Genomic DNA, 18,276 nt, shown 5'->3' with positions numbered 1-18,276 from the left:
AAGGGGAATGCGGAGAGCGGCCGCAGTCTCAGCCGTTGGGCAAGCGAAAGCGCAGTCCCCGCGCACGACCCATAACCACAGGATTTGGTGGCTCAGAGGAAGCTGTCACTCCGAGTCTTCGCATACGGGTGAGTGTGAGGCGAAGCCGTCCCGCGTGGGCGGGACAGCGGACTCAGCGCTCGACGAACGCCTTCTCGATCACGAAATGGCCGGGCTTGTTGCCGGAGCCCTCGATGAAGCCGCGGCCCTCGAACATGACGCGCAGCTCTTCCAGCATCGCCGGGCTGCCGCACATCATGATGCGATCGGTTTCGATGTCGAGTGGAGACTGGCCGATGTCGTTGAAGATCTGCTCGGAGCTGATCAGGTCGGTAATTCGGCCGCGGTTCTTGAACGGCTCGCGGGTTACGGTCGGGTAATAGACCAGCTTCTCCGACAGCAGCGGCCCGAACAGCTCGTCCTCGCGCAAATTCGCGACGAGCTGCTCGCCATAGGCGAGCTCGGAGACCTGGCGGCAGCCATGGACCAGCACGATGCTCTCGAACTGCTCGTAGACTTCCGGGTCCTTGATCAGGCTGGCGAACGGCGCGAGCCCTGTGCCGGTCGAAAGCAGCATGAGCCGCTTGCCGGGAATGAGATTGTCGGCGATGAGCGTGCCGGTCGCCTTGCGGCCGACCAGGATGGTGTCGCCTTCCTTGATCTTCTGCAGGCGCGAGGTGAGCGGGCCGTCCTGGACCTTGATCGAGAAGAACTCGAGTTCTTCCTCGTGATTGGCGCTCGCCATGCTGTAGGCGCGCAGCAGCGGACGGCCCTCGACCTCGAGGCCGATCATCGCGAACTGCCCGTTCTGGAAACGAAAGCCGGTATCGCGGGTGGCACGGAAGCTGAATAGCGTGTCGGTCCAGTGCTGGACGGAAAGAACCTTCTCTCGGTAAAACGCGCTCATGATTTTCGATATTCCGAATATTTGAACAAAAGCTTTGCACGACCCCTGAAGCGAGGCGAACATCACTTGCCATGGCGGAGGATTTCTCGGGTGTGATCTACGCCATTGAGGCCAATAATCAACCTCGTTTCGGATGCAATTGATGCCGATCAAACCGGCATTTGCTCCGAATTGGTCGTGCTGTTAACGAATTTGCTGCGCATCGGCCGCGAGGGGCAATTTCTTTTCCCTGTGAGGCCCGTTTCCAGCACTTAATTTCCGGTGCGCTCGCGAGAATTTCATTAAGAATAGCTCTGATTTTCGGCCGAGCTTCGTGCTCTTTCCGTATTTTTGCTGCCTTCGACAGGTGGAACAGTCCAAGACATGGTCCAGGACATGGCAAGCGGCGAACGCACCTTCGTCCAGGCGATCCGGCACTATTGTGCACGTCATGGCATCGCGGTGGACCTCCGCTCCGGCGGCTGGCTGATTGCGATGCGCCGGGGCGAGACACGCCGCTTCGCGTTCGGCTACGACATCGGCCTCAACAGCGTGATCGCGCACCGCCTCGCCAACGACAAATCGGCGACGGCCGAGGTGCTGGCGCTGGAGAACGTGCCCTGCATTCCTCATCACCTATTTCTCAACCCGAGCCTGGGCGCGCACGTTGCCGGCTCCAGCTGGCATGAGGCGATGCTGGATCTGCTCGCGCAGAATCCGCAAGGCGTCGTGGTCAAACCCAATGAGGGAACGTCAGGGCGCGCGGTGTTCAAGGCGACGATCCGCGACGAGATCGACCGCGCCGTGCGCGAGGTGTTTTCATCGAGCCTCGGCCTCGTGATCGCGCCCTATGTCGAGATCGAGCAGGAGGTCCGCGTCATCCTGCTCGATGGCAAGCCGATGATCGTCTACCGCAAGCAGCGCCCCGCGGTGGTCGGCGACGGCGTGCGCAGTTTGGCCGAACTGGCGGCGGCGGCGGGACAGGACAAACAGCTCCGCGAGCTCGACGCGCGCGAGGCGAACGCCATTGTGCCCAAAGGTGAGCGCCGCATCCTGAACTGGCGGCACAATCTCGATGCCGGCGCGCAGCCGGTGCTCATGGAACGCGGTGAGGTCTACGCTGCTTGCGCAAACCTCGCGATCGACGCCGCCAATGCCATCGGCATCGTCTTCGCATCGATCGATGTGATCCGTGTCGACGGCGCTTGGAAGGTGCTCGAAATCAATTCGGGCGTGATGATGGAAGCGCTGGGGAAGCTGCATCCGGAGCTGGTGCAAGCGACGTACGATGCCGCACTGGACCGGGTGTTTGAGGAGATAAGCTGAGCACCACGCATTGGCTGCAATCCTTCTTCCCTTGTGGGAGAAGGTGGCGCGAGGCGCCGGATGAGCGGTTCTATCCGCGCATACAAGTGAAAGTTTAACTCGCGGAGAGAACCCCTCACCCGGCTTCGATGCTTCGCATCGAATCCACCCTCTCCCACAAGGGGAGAGGGTGGATCGAGATCGCGGCGCAAGCGTCGCAGCCACACGCGCTAATTATTCGCGCTGGCTGAATCGTCCATTGCCTTGAAGGCTTCCTCGAGTTGCAGCGAGATCGGCACGTTCAGCCGCTCGCCTGTGGGGAGCCGTGCGGTGAACCATTTGTTGTAGAGCGGGACGAGGTCGTGATTGGAGCCGAGCTTGCGGAACGTGCGTTCGACCACGGCCGTCAGTTGCGGCTCGCCCTTGCGGAACATGATGCCATAGGGGTCGTAGGACAGGTAATCGCCGGTGACGCGGAACTTGTCCTGGGACTTGTGCCGCACGATCAGGCTCGACAGCAGGATGTCGTCGGTCGCGAACGCATCGGCCTTGCCGTCCACGACCATTTGGAACGACTGCTCGTGGTCGGCGCCGACGACGATGTTCAGCCCCAGCGAGGACTTCTTGTCGGCCGCCCGTATCGCCTGCTCGTTGGTGGTGCCCTTCGTCACCACGATGGTCTTGCCCTTCAGATCGGCCAACGACTGCACGCTCGACGTCTTCGGCACCATCAGCTTGGTGCCGGCGACGAACATCAGGGGTGAGAAGGCGACGCGCTTGGCACGCTCGGCATTCGCGGTTGTCGAGCCGCATTCCAGATCGATCTTGTTCTGGAGCACGGCGTCGATGCGGTCGTCAGAGGTGACCTTGACGTAGGCGATCTTCAGATTGGGATCGTCGACCTCGACGCCGATCTCCTCGACGATGGCCTCGCAGAGCTCGAGGCTATAGCCGATCGGGCGACCCGCCTGATCGAGGAAGGAGAACGGCGGCGAGCTCTCGCGATAGCCGAGCCGCACCGTATGCGCATTCTTGATGGCAGATAGCGTCGGGCTAAGCCCTTCACTGCCGCCGGTCTGGGCCGAGGCGCCGGTTGCCAGCAGGCATGCTGCCAGCAACAGACCGCCCGAAATCGCCGTTGAAAGGCGCATGTCGCACTCCGATCAATGGCCGGCCATCGCGGGCACTTCGCCGGGAATCATGTCGCCTGGCACGGCGTCACCCGGCTCGATCGCGTGCTCGGGTCCGAGCTCGCCTTCCCACTTCGCCACGACCGAGGTCGCCAGCGTGTTGCCGATCACGTTGGTGGCGCTGCGGCCCATGTCGAGGAAGGTATCGATGCCCATGATCATCAGCAGCCCCGCCTCGGGGATGCCGAACTGAGACAGCGTTGAGGCGATCACGACGAGGGAGGCGCGCGGCACGCCGGCGACGCCCTTCGAGGTGATCATCAGCGTAGCGAGCATCGCAAGCTGAGTGCCGAGCGGCATGTCGATGTGGTAGCTCTGCGCGATGAAGATACTGGCGAAGGTGCAGTACATCATCGTGCCGTCGAGATTGAAGGAATAGCCGAGCGGCAGCACGAAGCTCGAGATCCGCGACGAGGCGCCGAAGCGGTTAAGCCCCTCCAGCGTCTTCGGATAGGCTGCTTCCGAGCTCGCGGTGGAGAACGCGATCATCAGCGGCTCGCGAATCAGCTTCAGCAGATGGGCGTAGCGCGGCCCGATCACGATGAAGCCGACGACAACCAGGATACCCCACAGGATCGCGAGCGAGAGATAGAAGCCGCCCATAAACACGATGAGCTTCCAGAGCACCAGCAGGCCGTTCTTGGCGACTGTCGCCGTGATGGCGGCCCAGACCGCGAACGGCGCGAACAGCATCACATAGCCCGTGACCTTGAGCATGATGTGGCCGATATCGTCGATCAGCGCCAGGATCGGCTTGGAGCGCTCGGGCATCGAGCCCATTGCCACCGAGAAGAACACGGCAAAGATCACGATCTGCAGAATCTCGTTCTGCGCCATCGCATCCGCGATCGAGGTCGGGATCAGATGGGTGAGGAATTTCTCGATCGAGAAGGCGGAGACCGGCAGGCCCGTCGACTGCGCCTTGTCCGGCAGCGTGCCGGGGAAGTTGGCGCCGGGCTGAAGCAGATTGACCATCACGAGGCCGAGCATCAGCGAGACAAAGGAGGCGCTGACGAACCAGCCCATGGTCTTGGCGAAGATGCGGCCGAGCTTGGAGCCCGAGCCCATATGGGCAATGCCGCCGACGAGCGTGGCGAACACCAGTGGCGCGATGATCATCTTGATCAAGCGCAGGAAGATCACGGCGATCAGGTTGATGGAGGAGGCCCAGTCGGCGCGCGTGTCGGGCAGGAAGTTGTAGATCGCCGCACCCATGATGATGCCCAGCACCATCGCCGCCAAGATGTATTGCGTAAACCTGTTCGACATTTGAGGACCCCACGACACCGGCGCTTCATGATGTCGCAGATACGAAAGCGACGCAACACGCTTTGCGTGTGGTCGCGTTGGCCGGATGTTCCCGTTGTGAAACAAACGCCAGCGATCTAGCCTTCATGCAGCGCACAACGAATGCGGCCTGCACGTTTTCTTTGCGGCGGCTGCATCAATAATCGTCAAAATAATCGAAGGGGAGATGTCATGAGCGGCAGCACCAATCGCCAGATCCTTCTGGTGGAAAAGCCCAGCGGCAAGCTCGGTCCCGAGCATTTCAAGATGGTCGATGGCGCGATGCCGGAGCCGAAGGACGGTGAGGCCTTGGTGCGCGTGCGTTATATTTCGCTCGACGCCGCCAACCGCGCCTGGATGCACGGCGCGACCTATCGTTCGGCTGTCGAAGCCAACAGCGTGATGGCCGGCGGCGCCATCGCTGAAGTCGTTAGCTCCAAGGCACCGGGGCTGGCAGCAGGCGACATCGTGTTCGGCGACACCGGCTGGCAGGACTATGCCGCGGTGCCCGCAAAGCATTTGAACAAGATGCCGAAGCTCGAACCGATGACGCACCTGCTCAGCGTGTTCGGCATCGCCGGCCTCACCGCCTATTTCGGCCTGCTGGAGATCGGCAAGCCCAAAGAGGGCGAGACGGTCGTGGTCTCCGCCGCCGCAGGCTCGGTCGGCTCGATCGTCGGACAGATCGCCAGGATCAAGGGATGTCGCGTGATCGGCATTGCCGGCGGCGCGGACAAATGCAACTGGCTGACCTCCGAGCTCGGCTTCGATGCCGCCGTCGACTACAAGGACGGTGCGGTGTTCAAGGCGTTGCGTGCGGCCGCGCCAAAAGGCATCGACGTCTATTTCGATAATGTCGGCGGCGACATTCTCGAAGCCTGCCTGCCGCAGATGAACAATTACGGCCGTATCGCCTGTTGCGGCGCGATCTCGCAATATGACGGCGCGCCCGCCGCGCACGGCCCCCGCGGCGTGCCCGGGCTGATCGTGGTGAAGCGGCTGGTGATGCAAGGCTTCATCGTGATGGACTACATGAAGGAGAGCCAGCGCGCGCTCGCCGAGCTCCAGGCCTGGGTCAAGTCCGGCAAGCTGAAGGTGCAGGAGGACATCATCGATGGGCTCGAGAACACGCCGAAGGCGCTGATCGGATTGCTCGCGGGCGAGAACCGCGGCAAGCGCATGGTCAAGCTGTGACGACGCACGTCGCATTTGCGTCGGCATAATTGACTTGCGGTAGAGGCCAAAGCGGCCAAAGATACCGCGCGCGAGGCATCACTCGCGACGATTGCCCTTGCATCACAGTTCATAATCGTCGGGGTTACCGACAGGGCGGGAATACAGTCAGATGTTCAACACGTTGAAGCATGCCTCAACGCGCAAGGCGTTGCTGGCGGCAATGATCTTCGCAATTGCAGCACCGGCCCTCGCACAAGCCCCGACCGATGCGCAGAAAAGCGCGATCCGATCGGCATGCCGCTCGGACTTCATGGCGCACTGCTCGAGTGTCACGCCCGGCGGGGTGGAGGCGTATCAATGCCTGCAGAAGAACATGTCCAGCCTCGCGCCAGGATGCCAAGCCGCGGTCCGCGCGGTCGAGCCCGCTGCGGCTCCGAAGACCGAAGCCGCTCCCGCCGCGCCCAAGCCCGAGGCACAAAAAGCCGAAGCACCCAAGACCGAAGCTGCCCCCAAGGCGGAGTCGGCGCCTGCCGCGCCGAAGGCTGACTCTGCCCCCGCGGCAAAGCCGGCCGCCGCACCGGCGCCGAAGGCTGCTGCCGCCAAGCAGCCGAGCAGCGCACAGGTTGCAGCGGTCAAGAGCGCGTGCCGCGCCGATTATCCCAAGGTGTGCGCCAGCGTGCCGCCGGGCGGCGCCCCCGCGCTGGAATGCCTGGAGAAGAACAAGGCCAAGGTGTCGCCCGCCTGCGAGAAGGCCATAAGCGCCGCGGCGGGTAGCGGTGGCGCAACGGCAGCGCCTGCGGGCGCGGCTCCTGCGGCGGCAGCTCCGGCGGCCGCGCCGGCCGCCATCGTGCTGCGACCGTTGCGGCCCCGCGAAGAGCTGTTCATCGTCCGATCGGCCTGCGGCGCCGATATCCGTAACCTGTGCGCCGGCGTGGCGCCTGGCGGCGGCCGTATAGTGCAGTGCATTGCGAGCAATGCAGGCTCGCTGTCGCCCGCCTGCAAGGACGTGCTCGCACCGTTCGCGGCGCGATAGTATCGCTGTGCAAGCCCGCGCATGAATAAACTGGTGGCGCGCGACACAACATCGCGCGCCGGCAACGACGCTACAAGATTTGCCGATATCCGATTTCGATCACGAAAGACCGGGAAGAACACATGCGTGCATTCCTGCTCACTGCCTCGGCGCTCTTCGCCTTCGCAGCGACCATGACCTTCGAGGCCTCCGATGCCAACGCGGTGGTCTGCGCCCGCGGCGTCTATCGCGCCGGCTGCGCCGGGCCGAATGCCGCCGTCGTGGTTCGCAAGCCAGTTCCGGTCGTCCGCTGCACCAGGGTGCTGGTGAACGGGGTCTATGTGAAGCGCTGCGTCTGACAGGCCGGATGGCCAAGCCGGCGCGGTTTGGCTATGGTTCGCACCTGATGGTTTCGGACACGCGCAAAACGCGTGTTCCGGAGCGAGCTTCAGCGTGCCACGTGCTGGCGATAATTCCGCTGGCGCCGGACGTCGGAGCACATTAGTCTACCCCTAGATAGTAAGTATACTGTCAATCAGGGAGGCAGACGTTGCGGATCGCCGTGATCGGCGGGGGGCCCGGTGGGCTCTACTTCGCCTATCTCTGGAAGAAGCGTCACCCCGAGGATCAAGTCGACCTGTTCGAACAGAACCCGGCCGACGCGACCTGGGGCTTTGGCGTCGTGTTCTCCGACCAGGCGCTGGAATTCCTGCGCGCCGACGACCCCGAGACGGTCGATGCGATCGCGCCACATGTGGAGAGCTGGCAGAACATCACGCTGAACCTGCACGGCGACAGCGTCGCCATCGACGGCGTAGGCTTCTCCTCGATCGGCCGGCTCGAGCTGTTGAAGTTCCTGCAGCAGCGCGCGATCGATGCCGGCGTCACGCCGCGTTTCGACACGCAGATCCATGCCATCGACCAGCTCAACGGCCACGATCTGATCGTCGCCGCCGACGGCCTGAACTCGCTGGTGCGCCGCGCCTATGAGGGCGATTTCGGCACCTCGCTGTCCTACTCCTCCAACAAGTTCGTCTGGTACGGCACCTCGAAGCGCTTCGACACGCTGTCGCAGACCTTCGTGAAGACCGATCGCGGCGCCTTCAACGCCCATCACTACCGCTACTCGCCGACCATGAGCACGTTCCTGGTCGAGTGCGACCACGCGACCTGGCAAGCCTATGGCTTCGCCTACAAGGACGTCGAGCAGTCCAAGGGCGTCTGCGAGGAGGTGTTCGCCGACACGCTCGGCGGCCATTGCCTGGTCTCCAACAAATCGGTCTGGCGCAATTTTCCGTGGGTCTGGAACGAGCACTGGTCGTTCAAGAACATCGTGCTGATCGGCGACGCCCTGCACTCGGCGCATTTTTCGATCGGCTCGGGAACCCGGCTCGCGATCGAGGACGCCATCGCGCTGGTCAAGGCGCTGGAATCGGATGCACATCTGACGACCGCGTTGCATCGCTACCAAGCGGCGCGCAAGCCCGTGCTGCAGAAGCTCGTCAACGCCGCGCGAACGTCGGCCTTCTGGTACGAGCATTTTCCCGAACATATGAAGCTCGATCTGATGGACTTTGCCTACAGCTACATCACCCGCTCCGGGCGCATCGACGATGCCCGGCTGCGGGCGATGTCGCCGGCCTTCATGGCGCGCTACGAGGCCGCGAAGAACGGCGGAGGCGCGGCATGAGCAACGAAATTCGCGACCATGTGCCGGCCGACAGCCCGGGTGGGCGCGAGATCGGCTTTGCCGTTCCGCAAACCTACAATGCCAGCCGCGTGCTGTTCGACAATCTCGCAAGAGGACACGGCGACAAGCTCGCGCTGATCGGGCCCGCGGGCACACGCAGCTATGCCGAGCTCTGCGCGGAAGCCGGGCGATGGGGCAACGGCTTCGCTTCGCTCGGCCTCAAGCGCGGCGATCGCGTGCTGCTGTTCCTCGACGACACGCCGGCCTATCCGGCCGCGTTCTTCGGCGCGGTCCGTGCCGGCTTCGTGCCGCTGCTGATCAACACGCTGACGCCGCCGGACCTGTTGCAATTCTATCTTGCCGATTCCGGCGCGCGTATCGCAGTCGCCGAGGCCGAGTTCTGCGCGCGCTTCAACGCGGAGGCCTGCAAGGGGACGGGGCTGCGCACGCTCATCGTCGTCAACGGCGCGGCGGGCGATCACGCTGCGCCGGAGGCGATCCCGGCGGCCGGCTGGCTCGCACGGTTTCCGGCTGAGTTGGCGGAAGCCGACACGGATCGCAACGAGATGGCGTTCTGGATGTACTCCTCCGGCTCGACCGGCCGGCCCAAGGGCATCGTGCATCTCCAGCACGACATGGCCTATAGCGAGGCCGCCTTCGCGCAGAATGTGTTGAAGCTGACGTCGGACGATATCTGCTTCTCGGTGCCGAAAATCTTCTTCGCCTACGGTTTTGGCAACTCCGTCACCTTTACGTTCTCGGCCAGCGCTGCGACGCTGCTGCTGCCGGGCCAGCCCAAGCCCGCGGCGATATTTGCCGCGATCGAGCAATACAAGCCGACGGTCTTCTTCGGCCTGCCGACGCTCTACACCTCGCTGACCAAGGCCGAAGGCGCGGACAAGACCGACTTCTCGTCGCTGCGCATGGCGCTTTCCGCGGCCGAGGTGCTCTCGGCCGACGTCTTCAACGGCTGGAAGCAGCTCACCGGCCTCGAGATCGTCGAGGGGCTCGGCTCGACCGAGGTGCTGCACATCTATCTCTCCAACCGCCCCGATCAGAAGAAGCTCGGCGCCGCCGGCCTGCGCGTGCCCGGCTATGAGGTCGCGCTTCGCGACAAGGACGGACGCGAGGTCGGCGACGACGAGGAAGGCATCTTGTGGGTGCGCGGTGATTCCAACACGCCGCTGTACTGGAACCGGCCGGACAAATCGGCCGAGACCATCCGCGAGGAGGGCTGGATTTACACCGGCGACCGCTTCGTGCGCGATGCCGACGGCTTCCACTTCTTCCGCGGCCGCGCCGATGATCTCATCAAGATCTCCGGCCAATGGGTCTATCCGCTCGAGGTCGAGCTGTGTCTCGCCGACCATCCCGACATCCGCGAATGCGCGGTCTTCGCCGCCGAGTTGCCGGATCGCCGCATGACGCTGAAGGCGGTGGTGGTGATGAACAGCCGCGCCGTCGACCAGAGCGAGGCGACGCGCCGGCTCCAGGATTACGTGAAGGGCAAGCTCTTGCCCTACAAATATCCCCGCGAGGTGATCTTCATCGAGGAGCTGCCGAAGACCGGCACGGGAAAGATCGACCGGCAGGCGTTGTTGCGGATGTGAGGCAAGGACGTGGCTCTATATTCGATGTCGTCCCGGACAAGCGCGCCTCAAGCGCGCGCTGATCCGGGATCCATAGCCACAGGGCCAAGTTAAGCGCGAAGGTGCAACTCCGAATTCCCGTAACCACGGCTTCCTGTGGTTATGGGTCCCGGATCTGCGCTTCGCTTGTCCGGGACGACAGCGGAGAATGAGGTGCCAGCGCAAACTTCACTTCCCTCACCCCGCCTTCCCCAGATGCTCCAGCACATCCTCCGCTCGCAGCGGCACGCGTGAGGCTTCGTTGTTGAGATCGACGAGTTGCGCCAGCAGCGTCATCAGCGTCTTGCGGTCGGCCGGCTTGAGCGGCTCCATCATGCGTGCCTGGGCGCGCTCGACGGCCGGGACGATCTCGCGCAGGATCGCGGCGCCGGATTTCGTCAGATGGAGCAGCTTGATCCGCTTGTCCTCGGGCGCAGGCTTGCGTTCGATATAGTCCTTGGCCTGAAGCCGCTCGATCACGCTGCCGAGCGTGGAGCGGTCGAAGGCGATCACCGCCGACAGCCGCGTCGCGTCAATGCCGGGATGGGTGTGGATCGCGATCAGCGCGGCATATTGCACCGGGGTGAGGTCGAACGCCTTGCACTCCTCCATGAAAATCGAGACCGCGATCTGCTGCATGCGCCGGAACAGATAGCCCGGCGCGGCGTAGACCGCGTCCATGGTGATGGCGGGCTTACTCGGCATCGGGTTGCTTCTCCGGTGCGGCGTTCGCAAACGCCGGCAGCGCCTTCGCCGCCGCGTCCGCCTTGAGCAGCCGCGGATAGGCAGCGACGTCGACGCCGAAGCGACGGGCATTGGCGAGCTGCGGCACCAGGCAGAGATCGGCGAGCGTCGGCGCCTCGCCGAAGCAGAACGGACCCGGCTCGTCCTTGATCAGCGTCTCGCAGGCGGATAACCCCTCGCGATTGACCCACGCCGCCCATTCCTGAACCTTTTCCTCGGCAAGACCGAGCTCGCGCAGCCGCGCCAGCACTTTCAGGTTCTGCACCGGGTGGGTGTCGCAGGCGATCGCCAGCGCAAACGCCCTCACCTTGGCGCGGCGCAGCGGATCCTTCGGCAGCAGCGGCGGGTTGGGGTGGATTTCGTCGAGCCATTCAATGATGGCGACCGACTGGGTCAGCACCGCTCCCGCATCGTCCTCCAAAGCCGGCACAAGCCCCTGCGGATTGATCGCGAGATAGGCCGGCGCGCATTGCTCACCTTTGCGAAGATGATGCGGCAGATGCTCCGCGCCGAGGCCCTTCAGGTTCAGCGCAATCCGCACCCGGTAGGCGGCGCTGGAGCGAAAATAGCCGTGCAGCTTCATTGGACCCTCCCTGTCATTCTTATTCGCCACGTTGACGCTACCTAGATCGTCAGTATACTGTCAATCAGCAAAACGAGCGGGAGCCGCACCATGGAAGCCGTGACCAAGACGCCGGAACGCGAGGCGTTCTACAAGAAGATCGACGGCGAAAATCTCACCGCGCTGTGGACGGTCATGAGCGACCTGATCACGCCGGAGCCGAAGAGCGCCTGCCGGCCTCACTTATGGAAATTTGACGTCATTCGCAACTACATGACCGAAGCCGGCAAGCTGATCACGGCCAAGGAAGCCGAGCGGCGCGTGCTTGTGCTGGAGAACCCCGGCCTGCGCGGCCAGTCCAAGATCACGACCTCGCTCTATGCCGGCGTGCAGATGGTGGTGCCGGGCGACGTCGCGCCGGCCCATCGCCACAGCCAGTCGGCGCTGCGCTTCGTGCTCGAGGGCAAGGGCGCCCACACCGCGGTCGACGGCGAGCGCACCGCGATGGAGGAAGGCGACTTCATCATCACACCGTCGATGACCTGGCACGATCACTCCAACGAGACCGACCAGCCGATGTTCTGGCTCGACGGCCTCGACATTCCGCTGGTGCAGTTCTTCGACTGCTCGTTTGCCGAAGGCGCGAAGGAAGACCAGCAGAGAATTACCAAGCCCGCAGGCGACAGCTTTGCGCGCTATGGCCACAACCTGCTGCCGGTCGACGTGAAGCGAAGCTCGAAGACATCGCCGATCTTCAGCTATCCCTATGCCTACACCCGGGAAGCGCTGGAGAAGGCTCGCGCGAGCCAGGAGTGGGACGCCTGCCACGGCCTGAAGCTGAAATTCAGCAACCCCGAGACCGGCGACTTCGCGATGCCGACCATCGGCACTTTTATCCAATTGCTGCCCAAGGGCTTCAAGACCGCGCGTTATCGCGCGACCGATGCGACCGTGTTCTGTCCGATCGAAGGCCATGGGCGCACCCGCATCGGCGAGGCGACCTTCGAATGGGGCCCGCGCGATCTGTTCGTGGTGCCGAGCTGGCAGTGGGTCACGCACGAAGCCGATTCCGACGCGGTGCTGTTCAGCTTCTCGGATCGCCCAGTGCAGCAAAAGCTCGACCTGTTTCGCGAAGATCGCGGGAACGCGTGAGCCGGGCTGTTAGCCACCTCGTCATTGCGAGCGAAGCGAAGCAATCCAGAGTCTTTCCGGGGAGGCAGTCTGGATTGCTTCGCTTCGCTCGCAATGACGGAGTAAGCCTCACCGCCAGTGCAGCAACCGCGTCTCCAGCCAGTTGATCACCCTCCCCACCGCCAATCCGAACACCGACAGAATCACCACGCCCGCAAGCAGCTGATCCGTCTGCATCAGATTGCCGGCCTGGAGCACAAACGCGCCGATACCATATTGCGCGCCGATCATCTCGGCGCTGACGACGAGCAGCAGCGCCACCGAGGCGGTGATGCGGAAGCCGGCGAGGATCGCGGGCAGCGCGCCCGGCCAGATCACCTTGCGCACGATGGTGGCGAACGGCACGTTGAAGCTCTGCGCCATGCGGATGAGGTTGCGCGGCACCGCGTCGACGCCGCTATAGACCGAGATCGCGGTCGAGAAGAACACGCCCAGTCCAATCGTCGCGATCTTCGGCTCTTCGCCGATGCCGAGCCAGAGGATCAACAGCGGCAACAGCGCAATCTTCGGAATTGGAAAAAGCGCCGAGATGAAAGTGATGCCGACGCTGCGCGCCAGCCGCGACAGGCCGATGGCAAAGCCGACGGCGATACCGGCCGCGGTGCCGAGCAGCCAGCCGACGCCAATGCGCAAGAGCGAAGCCGACAGATGCTGCCAGAGCGCGCCGGAAACGGCGAGCTGATAGATCGCGCGGACGATCGCGAAAGGCGCCGGCAGGAACAGCGGATTGACGAGGCCCGCGCTGCCGGCCGCCTGCCAGACCGCAATGACCAGCGCGAGCGCAATCCAGCCGCCGAAGGGGCTGCTCGCGGGCACGAAGCCGGCGCCGCGGTAGCGGACGCGCCGCGCCGCCGCGTCGGTTATCGGCGTGTCCGTCGTGGCGCGATCAAGCATGCTGCACCTCGCGCTCGGCGTCGATCGCCTCGTTGCGGATCAGCGACCAGATCTGGTTCTGAAGTGCGAGCAGCTTTTCACGCGCAGCGATTTCGCCGCGCTCAGTGCGTGTCATCGGCACGCTCACGACCTCGCGAATGCGGCCGGGACGCCGCGACAGCACCACGATGCGGTCGGCGAGCCGCGCGGCCTCTTCGAGATTGTGGCTGACATAGACCGCGCCCATGCCGCCATCGGCGAGCAAGCGGACGAAGTCCTCCATCAAGAGCTCGCGGGTCTGCGAATCCAGCGCCGACAGCGGCTCGTCCATCAGCAGGATCGCTGGCCTGACCGCCAGCGCACGCGAGATGCCGACGCGCTGGCGCATGCCGCCGGAGAGCTGCTTTGGATAGGTCTTGCGAAAATCGGTGAGGCCGGTGCGGCGCAAGGCATCGTCGACCAGCGCGCGGCGCTGCCGGGCCGAGAGCTGCGCGTGCAGCAGCGCGAATTCGACGTTTTCCTCCACCGTGGCCCAGGGCAGCAGCGCGAAATCCTGGAACACGAAGGTGAGCGGATTGAGGCTGTCCGCCGGCGGCGATCCGCGCAGCTCGGCCGCGCCCGACAACGGCTGCAACAGGCCGCCGAGAATCGACAGCAGCGTGCTCTTGCCGCAACCCGAGGGGCCGACGATCGCCACGACTTCGCCAGCGCTGACGGTGAAGGAGACATCGTCGAGCACGGCGAGCTCGCCGAAGCGGTGGCTGATATGGTTGGCGATCAGATCCATCTCAGGCTCACTTTCGACCCGTCATCCTGAGGTGCGAGCATTGCGATGCGAACGCATCGCGATGTGAGCCTCGAAGGATGAACGGCCAGGCCGCATCCGGGCCGTGCATCCTTCGAGGCGTGACTTGCGGAAGACCGCAAGTCGCGCACCTCAGGATGAGGGAGATGGAGAGGCGCTTGGAGCATCAATCCGCCTTCACGAAATCTTTGGCGATGATCGTGTCCGCGTCAAAGCCCTTGTCGGCAAAACCCTGCTCTTGCAGCCATTTGATCTGGTTGTCGACGTTCTTCACGTCGAGCCTGCCCTCCGGATCGATATAGGCGCAGTTACCGACCACCTGCTCGACCGGCAGATTGGTGTACTTTGCAATGATCTCCAGCAGCGGTTTTGTCTGTTCGTTGATCGGCGCAACGCCGTCCTTCATCGCAGCGAGGATGACGTCGTGATATTCGCGGTCGGCCTTGGCGAGTGCGCCGAGCAGCTTCATCACCAACGCCTTGTTGGTCAGCGTCTTCGGCGAAGCGAATACCGCGCCCAATTGCCAGGGCGTCTCGTCGCCGACCCAGCCCAAAAACTTCGCGCCGCCCTCGTCCATCAATTTTCGTGCGGTGGAGATGGGAAGCAACGCCGCGTCGACCGTCTCGCCCTTGAGCGCGGCCGCCGCGTTGGACAGTGATTGCAGGGGGATGATCTTCACGTCGGCGAGCTTGAAGCCGTATTTGTCGGCGAGCAGGCCCAGCGAATAGTGAAAGGACGAGCCGACCTGCGTCACCGCGACGCGTTTTCCCGCGAGATCCTTCGGCGTCTTCAAGTCGGCGGCATAAGCGTTGTTGCTGGCGAAATAGCCGATCAGGGGATAGCCCGCCTTCTCGCGGCTCATGCCGCCGATCACCTTCAGCACGCCCTTGCCGGCCAGATTATAAAGGCCGGCGGTGAAGGCGGTGACGCCGAAATCGATGTCGCCCGAGGTGGCAGCGACCGCGATCGGCTGCGCCGCGTCGAAGAACTTCAGCTCAACGTCGAGGCCGGCCTCGCGAAAATAGCCCTTGTCCTGCGCGATGAAGACCGGCGCAGAGGACGACAGGCGGAGCACGCCGATCCTGGCCTTCAGCGCGTCCTCGGCCCGCGCCGTGCCCATCGCCATGATCGCCACCAGGCTAGCTACCGCGAGCCGCGCAATCCTGATCATCCCGTTTCCTCTCGTGGTTCTCTTGGTGTTCTTCTTCTCTTAGACGTCTTCTTGGTCGATGTCTTGCAGACGTCACAGCCCTTCGGGCACGGGCTGATCCCGCCCGATGAAGGCGCCCTGTTGTTTCAACGTTTCCTGCAATTTTTCAACCGGGATGTCACGCGGGATGCGGTTTCCCGAGAGCGCCAGCACCGCCGCGGAACCGGCCGCCTCGCCCATCACGAAACAGGCACCGGAGACCCGCGCCGCCGATTGGCCCTCATGGGTCATTGAGGCGCAGCGGCCCGCGACCAGCAGATTGTCGACACCCTCGGGCACCAGCATCCGGTAGGGCAGTTCGTTATAGCCACGCGATTCCGGGATGGGCGGAAAAGTGAAGACGACGTCGCCGGGAACATGGGCCTCGATCGGCCAGCCGTTGACGCCGATGGAATCCTCGAACGAGGCGCAGCCGAGCACGTCCGCGCCGCTAAGCTGGTAACCGCCCTTGATGCGGCGGGTCTCGCGGATGCCGATCTGCGGCGGCAGGTCGACGATGTAGGATTTTTCAAAGCCCGGCACCGTGCGCAGGAATTCGAACGCGGCAAGCGCCTGCTTGCGGCCCTCGATCTCGCCGCGGGTGAGATCGTCGGGCTCGATGCCGTTGATGGCATGGCCGTCCTCGCGCGCCACCTGCGTAAAGTTCACCCGCCATTCGATGCCGGACTTCTGCGGGCGCACGATCGCGCTTTTGCGCGGGAATTTGTGGGTGCCGGCGGCCAGCGCCTTTTCCATCAATTGCGGGATGGTCCGCCAGGCTTCGCCGGCCCTTTCGGGATCGATGCCGTTGAGACGGAGCATCATCGAGGGATATAACGGATGGCCGTGCTCGTCGCCGACCTCGCACGGCGCACCGGCCCAGACCGCGAGATCGCCGTCGCCGGAGCAGTCGATGAAGATCTCCGCGCGCACCGCCTGCCGGCCGGCCTTGGTCTCCACCATCAGCGCGTCGATGCGGCGGTCGTCGCCCATCACCACGCCGGCGCCGAGCGCATGGAAAAGGATGTGCACCTTGTGGCTGGCGAGAAGCTGATCGGCCGCAATCTTGTAGGCCGCGGTGTCATAGGCCTGGGCGAAGACCTTGCCGAGGATCAAATGCGGCGCGTTGAGGCCGTTCAAGCGATCGATTCGCGCCAGCAATTCGGACGCCATGCCCTGCACCAGCCGGTGCGCCTGGCCGTAGACGTTACCGTGAAGGCCGCAAAAGTTGGTGACGCCGGCGGCGGTTCCCATGCCGCCGAGGAAGCCGTAGCGCTCGATCAGCAGCGTCCGCCGTCCGGCGCGAGCAGCGGATGCTGCCGCCACGATGCCGGCCGGGCCGCCGCCGAGAACGACGACTTCATATTCGCCGTAGAGCGGCACCTGGCGCGCAGGTTCTTCGATCGTCGTGGCCCGCATGGCGCGTCCTATCCCTGAAATCCTTTGCTTGGCCCGACTATGAGTTAACGCGAAGGAAGCTACAATCCACCAAAATAGGCGATCAGCTTTCTCGAATCGCGAAAGGTCGAGATGGACATCCTGGTGAACCTTCAGGCCTTCCTCGCCACCGCGGATTCGGCCGGCTTCTCCGCCGCCGCGCGAAAGCTCAACGTCTCGACCTCGGTGGTGGCCAAGCGTGTCACGACTGGAGGCGCGGATCGGAACGCCGCTGTTTCATCGCTCGACCCGGCAATTGCGGTTGACCGAGGCCGGCCAGCGCTACGTGCATCGCGCCCGCAGTCTGGTAGCCGACGCCACTGACCTGCTCTCTCGCATGGGCGAGAAGGGCCACGATCTCGTCGACCATCTCCGCATCAAGGCGCCGACCTCGCTGACGGTGGCGCGGCTCGCGCCTTCAGCGCGTTCCAGACCCAGAATCCACTGGTCAAGCTCGATATCGTGCTGATCGATCGCCCGGTTGATCCGGTGACGGAAGGCTTCGACATCGCCATCGGTGCCTTCCCGCTTTCCTTCGGCGGGGTCGTTGACGAGCCGTTGTGCGCGCTGAAGCGATTGCTCTGCGCCTCGCCAGCGTACTTGAAGAAACACGGCACGCCAAAGCATCCACGCGACCTCGTCGATCATCGCTGCCTCAGCTTCCTGCCGACCAGCCCCGAATGGATTTTTGACGGCCCGCGCGGCCGCATCAGCGTCCAGGTCAGCCCGCTTCTCTCCTCCAACGAGGGCCATGTGCTGGCGCGCAGCGCCATTGCCGGCAATGGCATCGCGCTGATCTCGCATTATCTCGTGGCGGACGCCTTGCGCGACGGCACACTCAAGCCGGTGCTGCCCGACTTTCCAATTCCAGAGCTGTGGGTGAAGGCCGCAATCCCCGAGCGGCGGCGCAACGCCGCCGCGGTGCAGGCGCTACTCACACTGCTGAAAACGTCACTCGCGTCGCCGCTGTAAAGGCCCCGTAGCCCGGATGGACCGCTAGCGTAATCCGGGTTTCGTGCCACGCGGGGCAGTCGCGAGATTCGGTTGGTCCGTCCCGGATTGCGCTTTCGCTCCATCCGGGCTTGTATGGGGATGTGGTTGTCAAGGGGAATGATTGATCAGGGCATGCTTTGCTCATGGTTGTTGGTGTGAGTGCGATGCACTCGCGATGGCGTTTTCGTTCCGATGGTTGACCGCTGCGCCAGACGCAGCCGCGGTCAAGGCTGGCCGCAGGCCACCGCCGGAGGCGGCGCGTAGCGGCC

16 protein-coding genes and 1 pseudogene are annotated in these 18,276 nt (G+C 63.9%); 8 read left to right on the top strand and 9 right to left on the bottom strand.

Annotated elements, in window-relative coordinates; genetic code table 11:
• Positions 1-172: 172 nt before the first annotated feature.
• Positions 173-946: a ferredoxin--NADP reductase gene (locus IVA82_RS25570; protein WP_247388204.1), complete on the bottom strand. Its 774-nt coding sequence runs from the start codon at positions 944-946 to the stop codon at positions 173-175.
• A gap of 375 nt (positions 947-1,321) precedes the next feature.
• On the opposite strand from IVA82_RS25570, the gene IVA82_RS25565 reads away from it, so the two are divergent.
• Entirely contained in the window at positions 1,322-2,251 is a 930-nt protein-coding gene (locus IVA82_RS25565; protein WP_247388257.1) for a RimK-like protein, read from the top strand.
• Between the two features lie 209 nt (positions 2,252-2,460).
• Here the strand turns inward: IVA82_RS25565 and IVA82_RS25560 are convergent, their stop codons facing one another.
• Complete coding sequence (locus tag IVA82_RS25560) at positions 2,461-3,381, bottom strand: amino acid ABC transporter substrate-binding protein (protein WP_247388203.1); 921 nt, start codon at positions 3,379-3,381, stop codon at positions 2,461-2,463.
• A gap of 12 nt (positions 3,382-3,393) precedes the next feature.
• Positions 3,394-4,689 carry a dicarboxylate/amino acid:cation symporter gene (locus tag IVA82_RS25555; RefSeq protein ID WP_247388202.1) on the bottom strand — a complete coding sequence of 432 codons (1,296 nt, stop codon included), beginning with the start codon at positions 4,687-4,689 and terminating at the stop codon, positions 3,394-3,396.
• Positions 4,690-4,899: 210 nt separating this feature from the next.
• Between IVA82_RS25555 and IVA82_RS25550 the strand changes: the two genes are divergently transcribed.
• The 5 genes from IVA82_RS25550 (at position 4,900) to IVA82_RS25530 (ending at position 10,195) form a co-directional block, all read left to right on the top strand.
• Positions 4,900-5,901 carry an NADP-dependent oxidoreductase gene (locus IVA82_RS25550; RefSeq protein ID WP_247388201.1) on the top strand — a complete coding sequence of 334 codons (1,002 nt, stop codon included), beginning with the start codon at positions 4,900-4,902 and terminating at the stop codon, positions 5,899-5,901.
• Positions 5,902-6,052: 151 nt separating this feature from the next.
• Positions 6,053-6,916 (top strand): cysteine rich repeat-containing protein, encoded by an 864-nt coding sequence (locus IVA82_RS25545; RefSeq protein ID WP_247388200.1) that lies wholly within the window; start codon positions 6,053-6,055, stop codon positions 6,914-6,916.
• Between the two features lie 122 nt (positions 6,917-7,038).
• Positions 7,039-7,254 (top strand): hypothetical protein, encoded by a 216-nt coding sequence (locus tag IVA82_RS25540; RefSeq protein ID WP_247388199.1) that lies wholly within the window; start codon positions 7,039-7,041, stop codon positions 7,252-7,254.
• Between the two features lie 191 nt (positions 7,255-7,445).
• Complete coding sequence (locus IVA82_RS25535; protein WP_247388198.1) at positions 7,446-8,585, top strand: FAD-dependent monooxygenase; 1,140 nt, start codon at positions 7,446-7,448, stop codon at positions 8,583-8,585.
• Positions 8,582-10,195 (top strand): benzoate-CoA ligase family protein, encoded by a 1,614-nt coding sequence (locus IVA82_RS25530; RefSeq protein ID WP_247388197.1) that lies wholly within the window; start codon positions 8,582-8,584, stop codon positions 10,193-10,195. Before IVA82_RS25535 ends, IVA82_RS25530 begins: the two co-directional genes overlap by 4 nt.
• A 216-nt stretch (positions 10,196-10,411) precedes the next feature.
• Here the strand turns inward: IVA82_RS25530 and IVA82_RS25525 are convergent, their stop codons facing one another.
• Positions 10,412-10,918 carry a MarR family transcriptional regulator gene (locus IVA82_RS25525; RefSeq protein ID WP_247388196.1) on the bottom strand — a complete coding sequence of 169 codons (507 nt, stop codon included), beginning with the start codon at positions 10,916-10,918 and terminating at the stop codon, positions 10,412-10,414.
• Entirely contained in the window at positions 10,908-11,540 is a 633-nt protein-coding gene (gene maiA / locus IVA82_RS25520) for a maleylacetoacetate isomerase (RefSeq protein WP_247388195.1), read from the bottom strand. The genes IVA82_RS25525 and maiA overlap by 11 nt, the downstream gene beginning before the upstream one ends.
• Positions 11,541-11,630: 90 nt before the next feature.
• On the opposite strand from maiA, the gene gtdA reads away from it, so the two are divergent.
• Positions 11,631-12,671, top strand: a complete 1,041-nt coding sequence (gene gtdA, locus IVA82_RS25515; RefSeq protein WP_247388194.1) for a gentisate 1,2-dioxygenase — start codon at positions 11,631-11,633, stop codon at positions 12,669-12,671.
• A gap of 108 nt (positions 12,672-12,779) precedes the next feature.
• Here gtdA and IVA82_RS25510 read toward each other — a convergent pair whose 3' ends face one another.
• The 4 genes from IVA82_RS25510 to IVA82_RS25495 form a co-directional block, all read right to left on the bottom strand.
• Positions 12,780-13,604, bottom strand: coding sequence for an ABC transporter permease (locus tag IVA82_RS25510; protein WP_247388193.1), 825 nt, complete (start codon positions 13,602-13,604; stop codon positions 12,780-12,782).
• Positions 13,597-14,370 carry an ABC transporter ATP-binding protein gene (locus IVA82_RS25505; RefSeq protein WP_247388192.1) on the bottom strand — a complete coding sequence of 258 codons (774 nt, stop codon included), beginning with the start codon at positions 14,368-14,370 and terminating at the stop codon, positions 13,597-13,599. The genes IVA82_RS25510 and IVA82_RS25505 overlap by 8 nt, the downstream gene beginning before the upstream one ends.
• A gap of 184 nt (positions 14,371-14,554) precedes the next feature.
• Positions 14,555-15,559, bottom strand: a complete 1,005-nt coding sequence (locus IVA82_RS25500) for an ABC transporter substrate-binding protein (protein WP_247388191.1) — start codon at positions 15,557-15,559, stop codon at positions 14,555-14,557.
• Between the two features lie 72 nt (positions 15,560-15,631).
• A complete protein-coding gene (locus IVA82_RS25495) occupies positions 15,632-16,996 on the bottom strand; it encodes an FAD-dependent oxidoreductase (RefSeq protein WP_247388190.1) in 1,365 nt (454 codons plus the stop codon).
• A 111-nt stretch (positions 16,997-17,107) separates the two neighbouring features.
• Between IVA82_RS25495 and IVA82_RS49080 the strand changes: the two are divergent.
• Positions 17,108-17,986, top strand: a pseudogene (locus IVA82_RS49080) (LysR family transcriptional regulator).
• Positions 17,987-18,276: the final 290 nt, after the last annotated feature.

This window comes from Bradyrhizobium sp. 142, from assembly GCF_023074015.1.
Lineage (GTDB): Bacteria > Pseudomonadota > Alphaproteobacteria > Rhizobiales > Xanthobacteraceae > Bradyrhizobium.
Note: the sequence above shows the minus strand (reverse complement) of the source record. Positions and strands in the feature narration are given on the sequence as shown.

Bases quoted from the DNA above. Each gene is read 5' to 3' on its own strand.
- IVA82_RS25555 (WP_247388202.1), bottom strand. From the start codon at position 4,689: ATGTCGAACAGGTTTACGCAATACATCTTGGCGGCGATGGTGCTGGGC.
- IVA82_RS25540 (WP_247388199.1), top strand. From the start codon at position 7,039: ATGCGTGCATTCCTGCTCACTGCCTCGGCGCTCTTCGCCTTCGCAGCG.
- IVA82_RS25505 (WP_247388192.1), bottom strand. From the start codon at position 14,370: ATGGATCTGATCGCCAACCATATCAGCCACCGCTTCGGCGAGCTCGCC.
- maiA (WP_247388195.1), bottom strand. From the start codon at position 11,540: ATGAAGCTGCACGGCTATTTTCGCTCCAGCGCCGCCTACCGGGTGCGG.
- IVA82_RS25550 (WP_247388201.1), top strand. From the start codon at position 4,900: ATGAGCGGCAGCACCAATCGCCAGATCCTTCTGGTGGAAAAGCCCAGC.
- IVA82_RS25565 (WP_247388257.1), top strand. From the start codon at position 1,322: ATGGCAAGCGGCGAACGCACCTTCGTCCAGGCGATCCGGCACTATTGT.
- IVA82_RS25510 (WP_247388193.1), bottom strand. From the start codon at position 13,604: ATGCTTGATCGCGCCACGACGGACACGCCGATAACCGACGCGGCGGCG.
- IVA82_RS25495 (WP_247388190.1), bottom strand. From the start codon at position 16,996: ATGCGGGCCACGACGATCGAAGAACCTGCGCGCCAGGTGCCGCTCTAC.
- IVA82_RS25570 (WP_247388204.1), bottom strand. From the start codon at position 946: ATGAGCGCGTTTTACCGAGAGAAGGTTCTTTCCGTCCAGCACTGGACC.
- IVA82_RS25530 (WP_247388197.1), top strand. From the start codon at position 8,582: ATGAGCAACGAAATTCGCGACCATGTGCCGGCCGACAGCCCGGGTGGG.
- IVA82_RS25525 (WP_247388196.1), bottom strand. From the start codon at position 10,918: ATGCCGAGTAAGCCCGCCATCACCATGGACGCGGTCTACGCCGCGCCG.
- IVA82_RS25500 (WP_247388191.1), bottom strand. From the start codon at position 15,559: ATGATCAGGATTGCGCGGCTCGCGGTAGCTAGCCTGGTGGCGATCATG.
- gtdA (WP_247388194.1), top strand. From the start codon at position 11,631: ATGGAAGCCGTGACCAAGACGCCGGAACGCGAGGCGTTCTACAAGAAG.
- IVA82_RS25545 (WP_247388200.1), top strand. From the start codon at position 6,053: ATGTTCAACACGTTGAAGCATGCCTCAACGCGCAAGGCGTTGCTGGCG.
- IVA82_RS25560 (WP_247388203.1), bottom strand. From the start codon at position 3,381: ATGCGCCTTTCAACGGCGATTTCGGGCGGTCTGTTGCTGGCAGCATGC.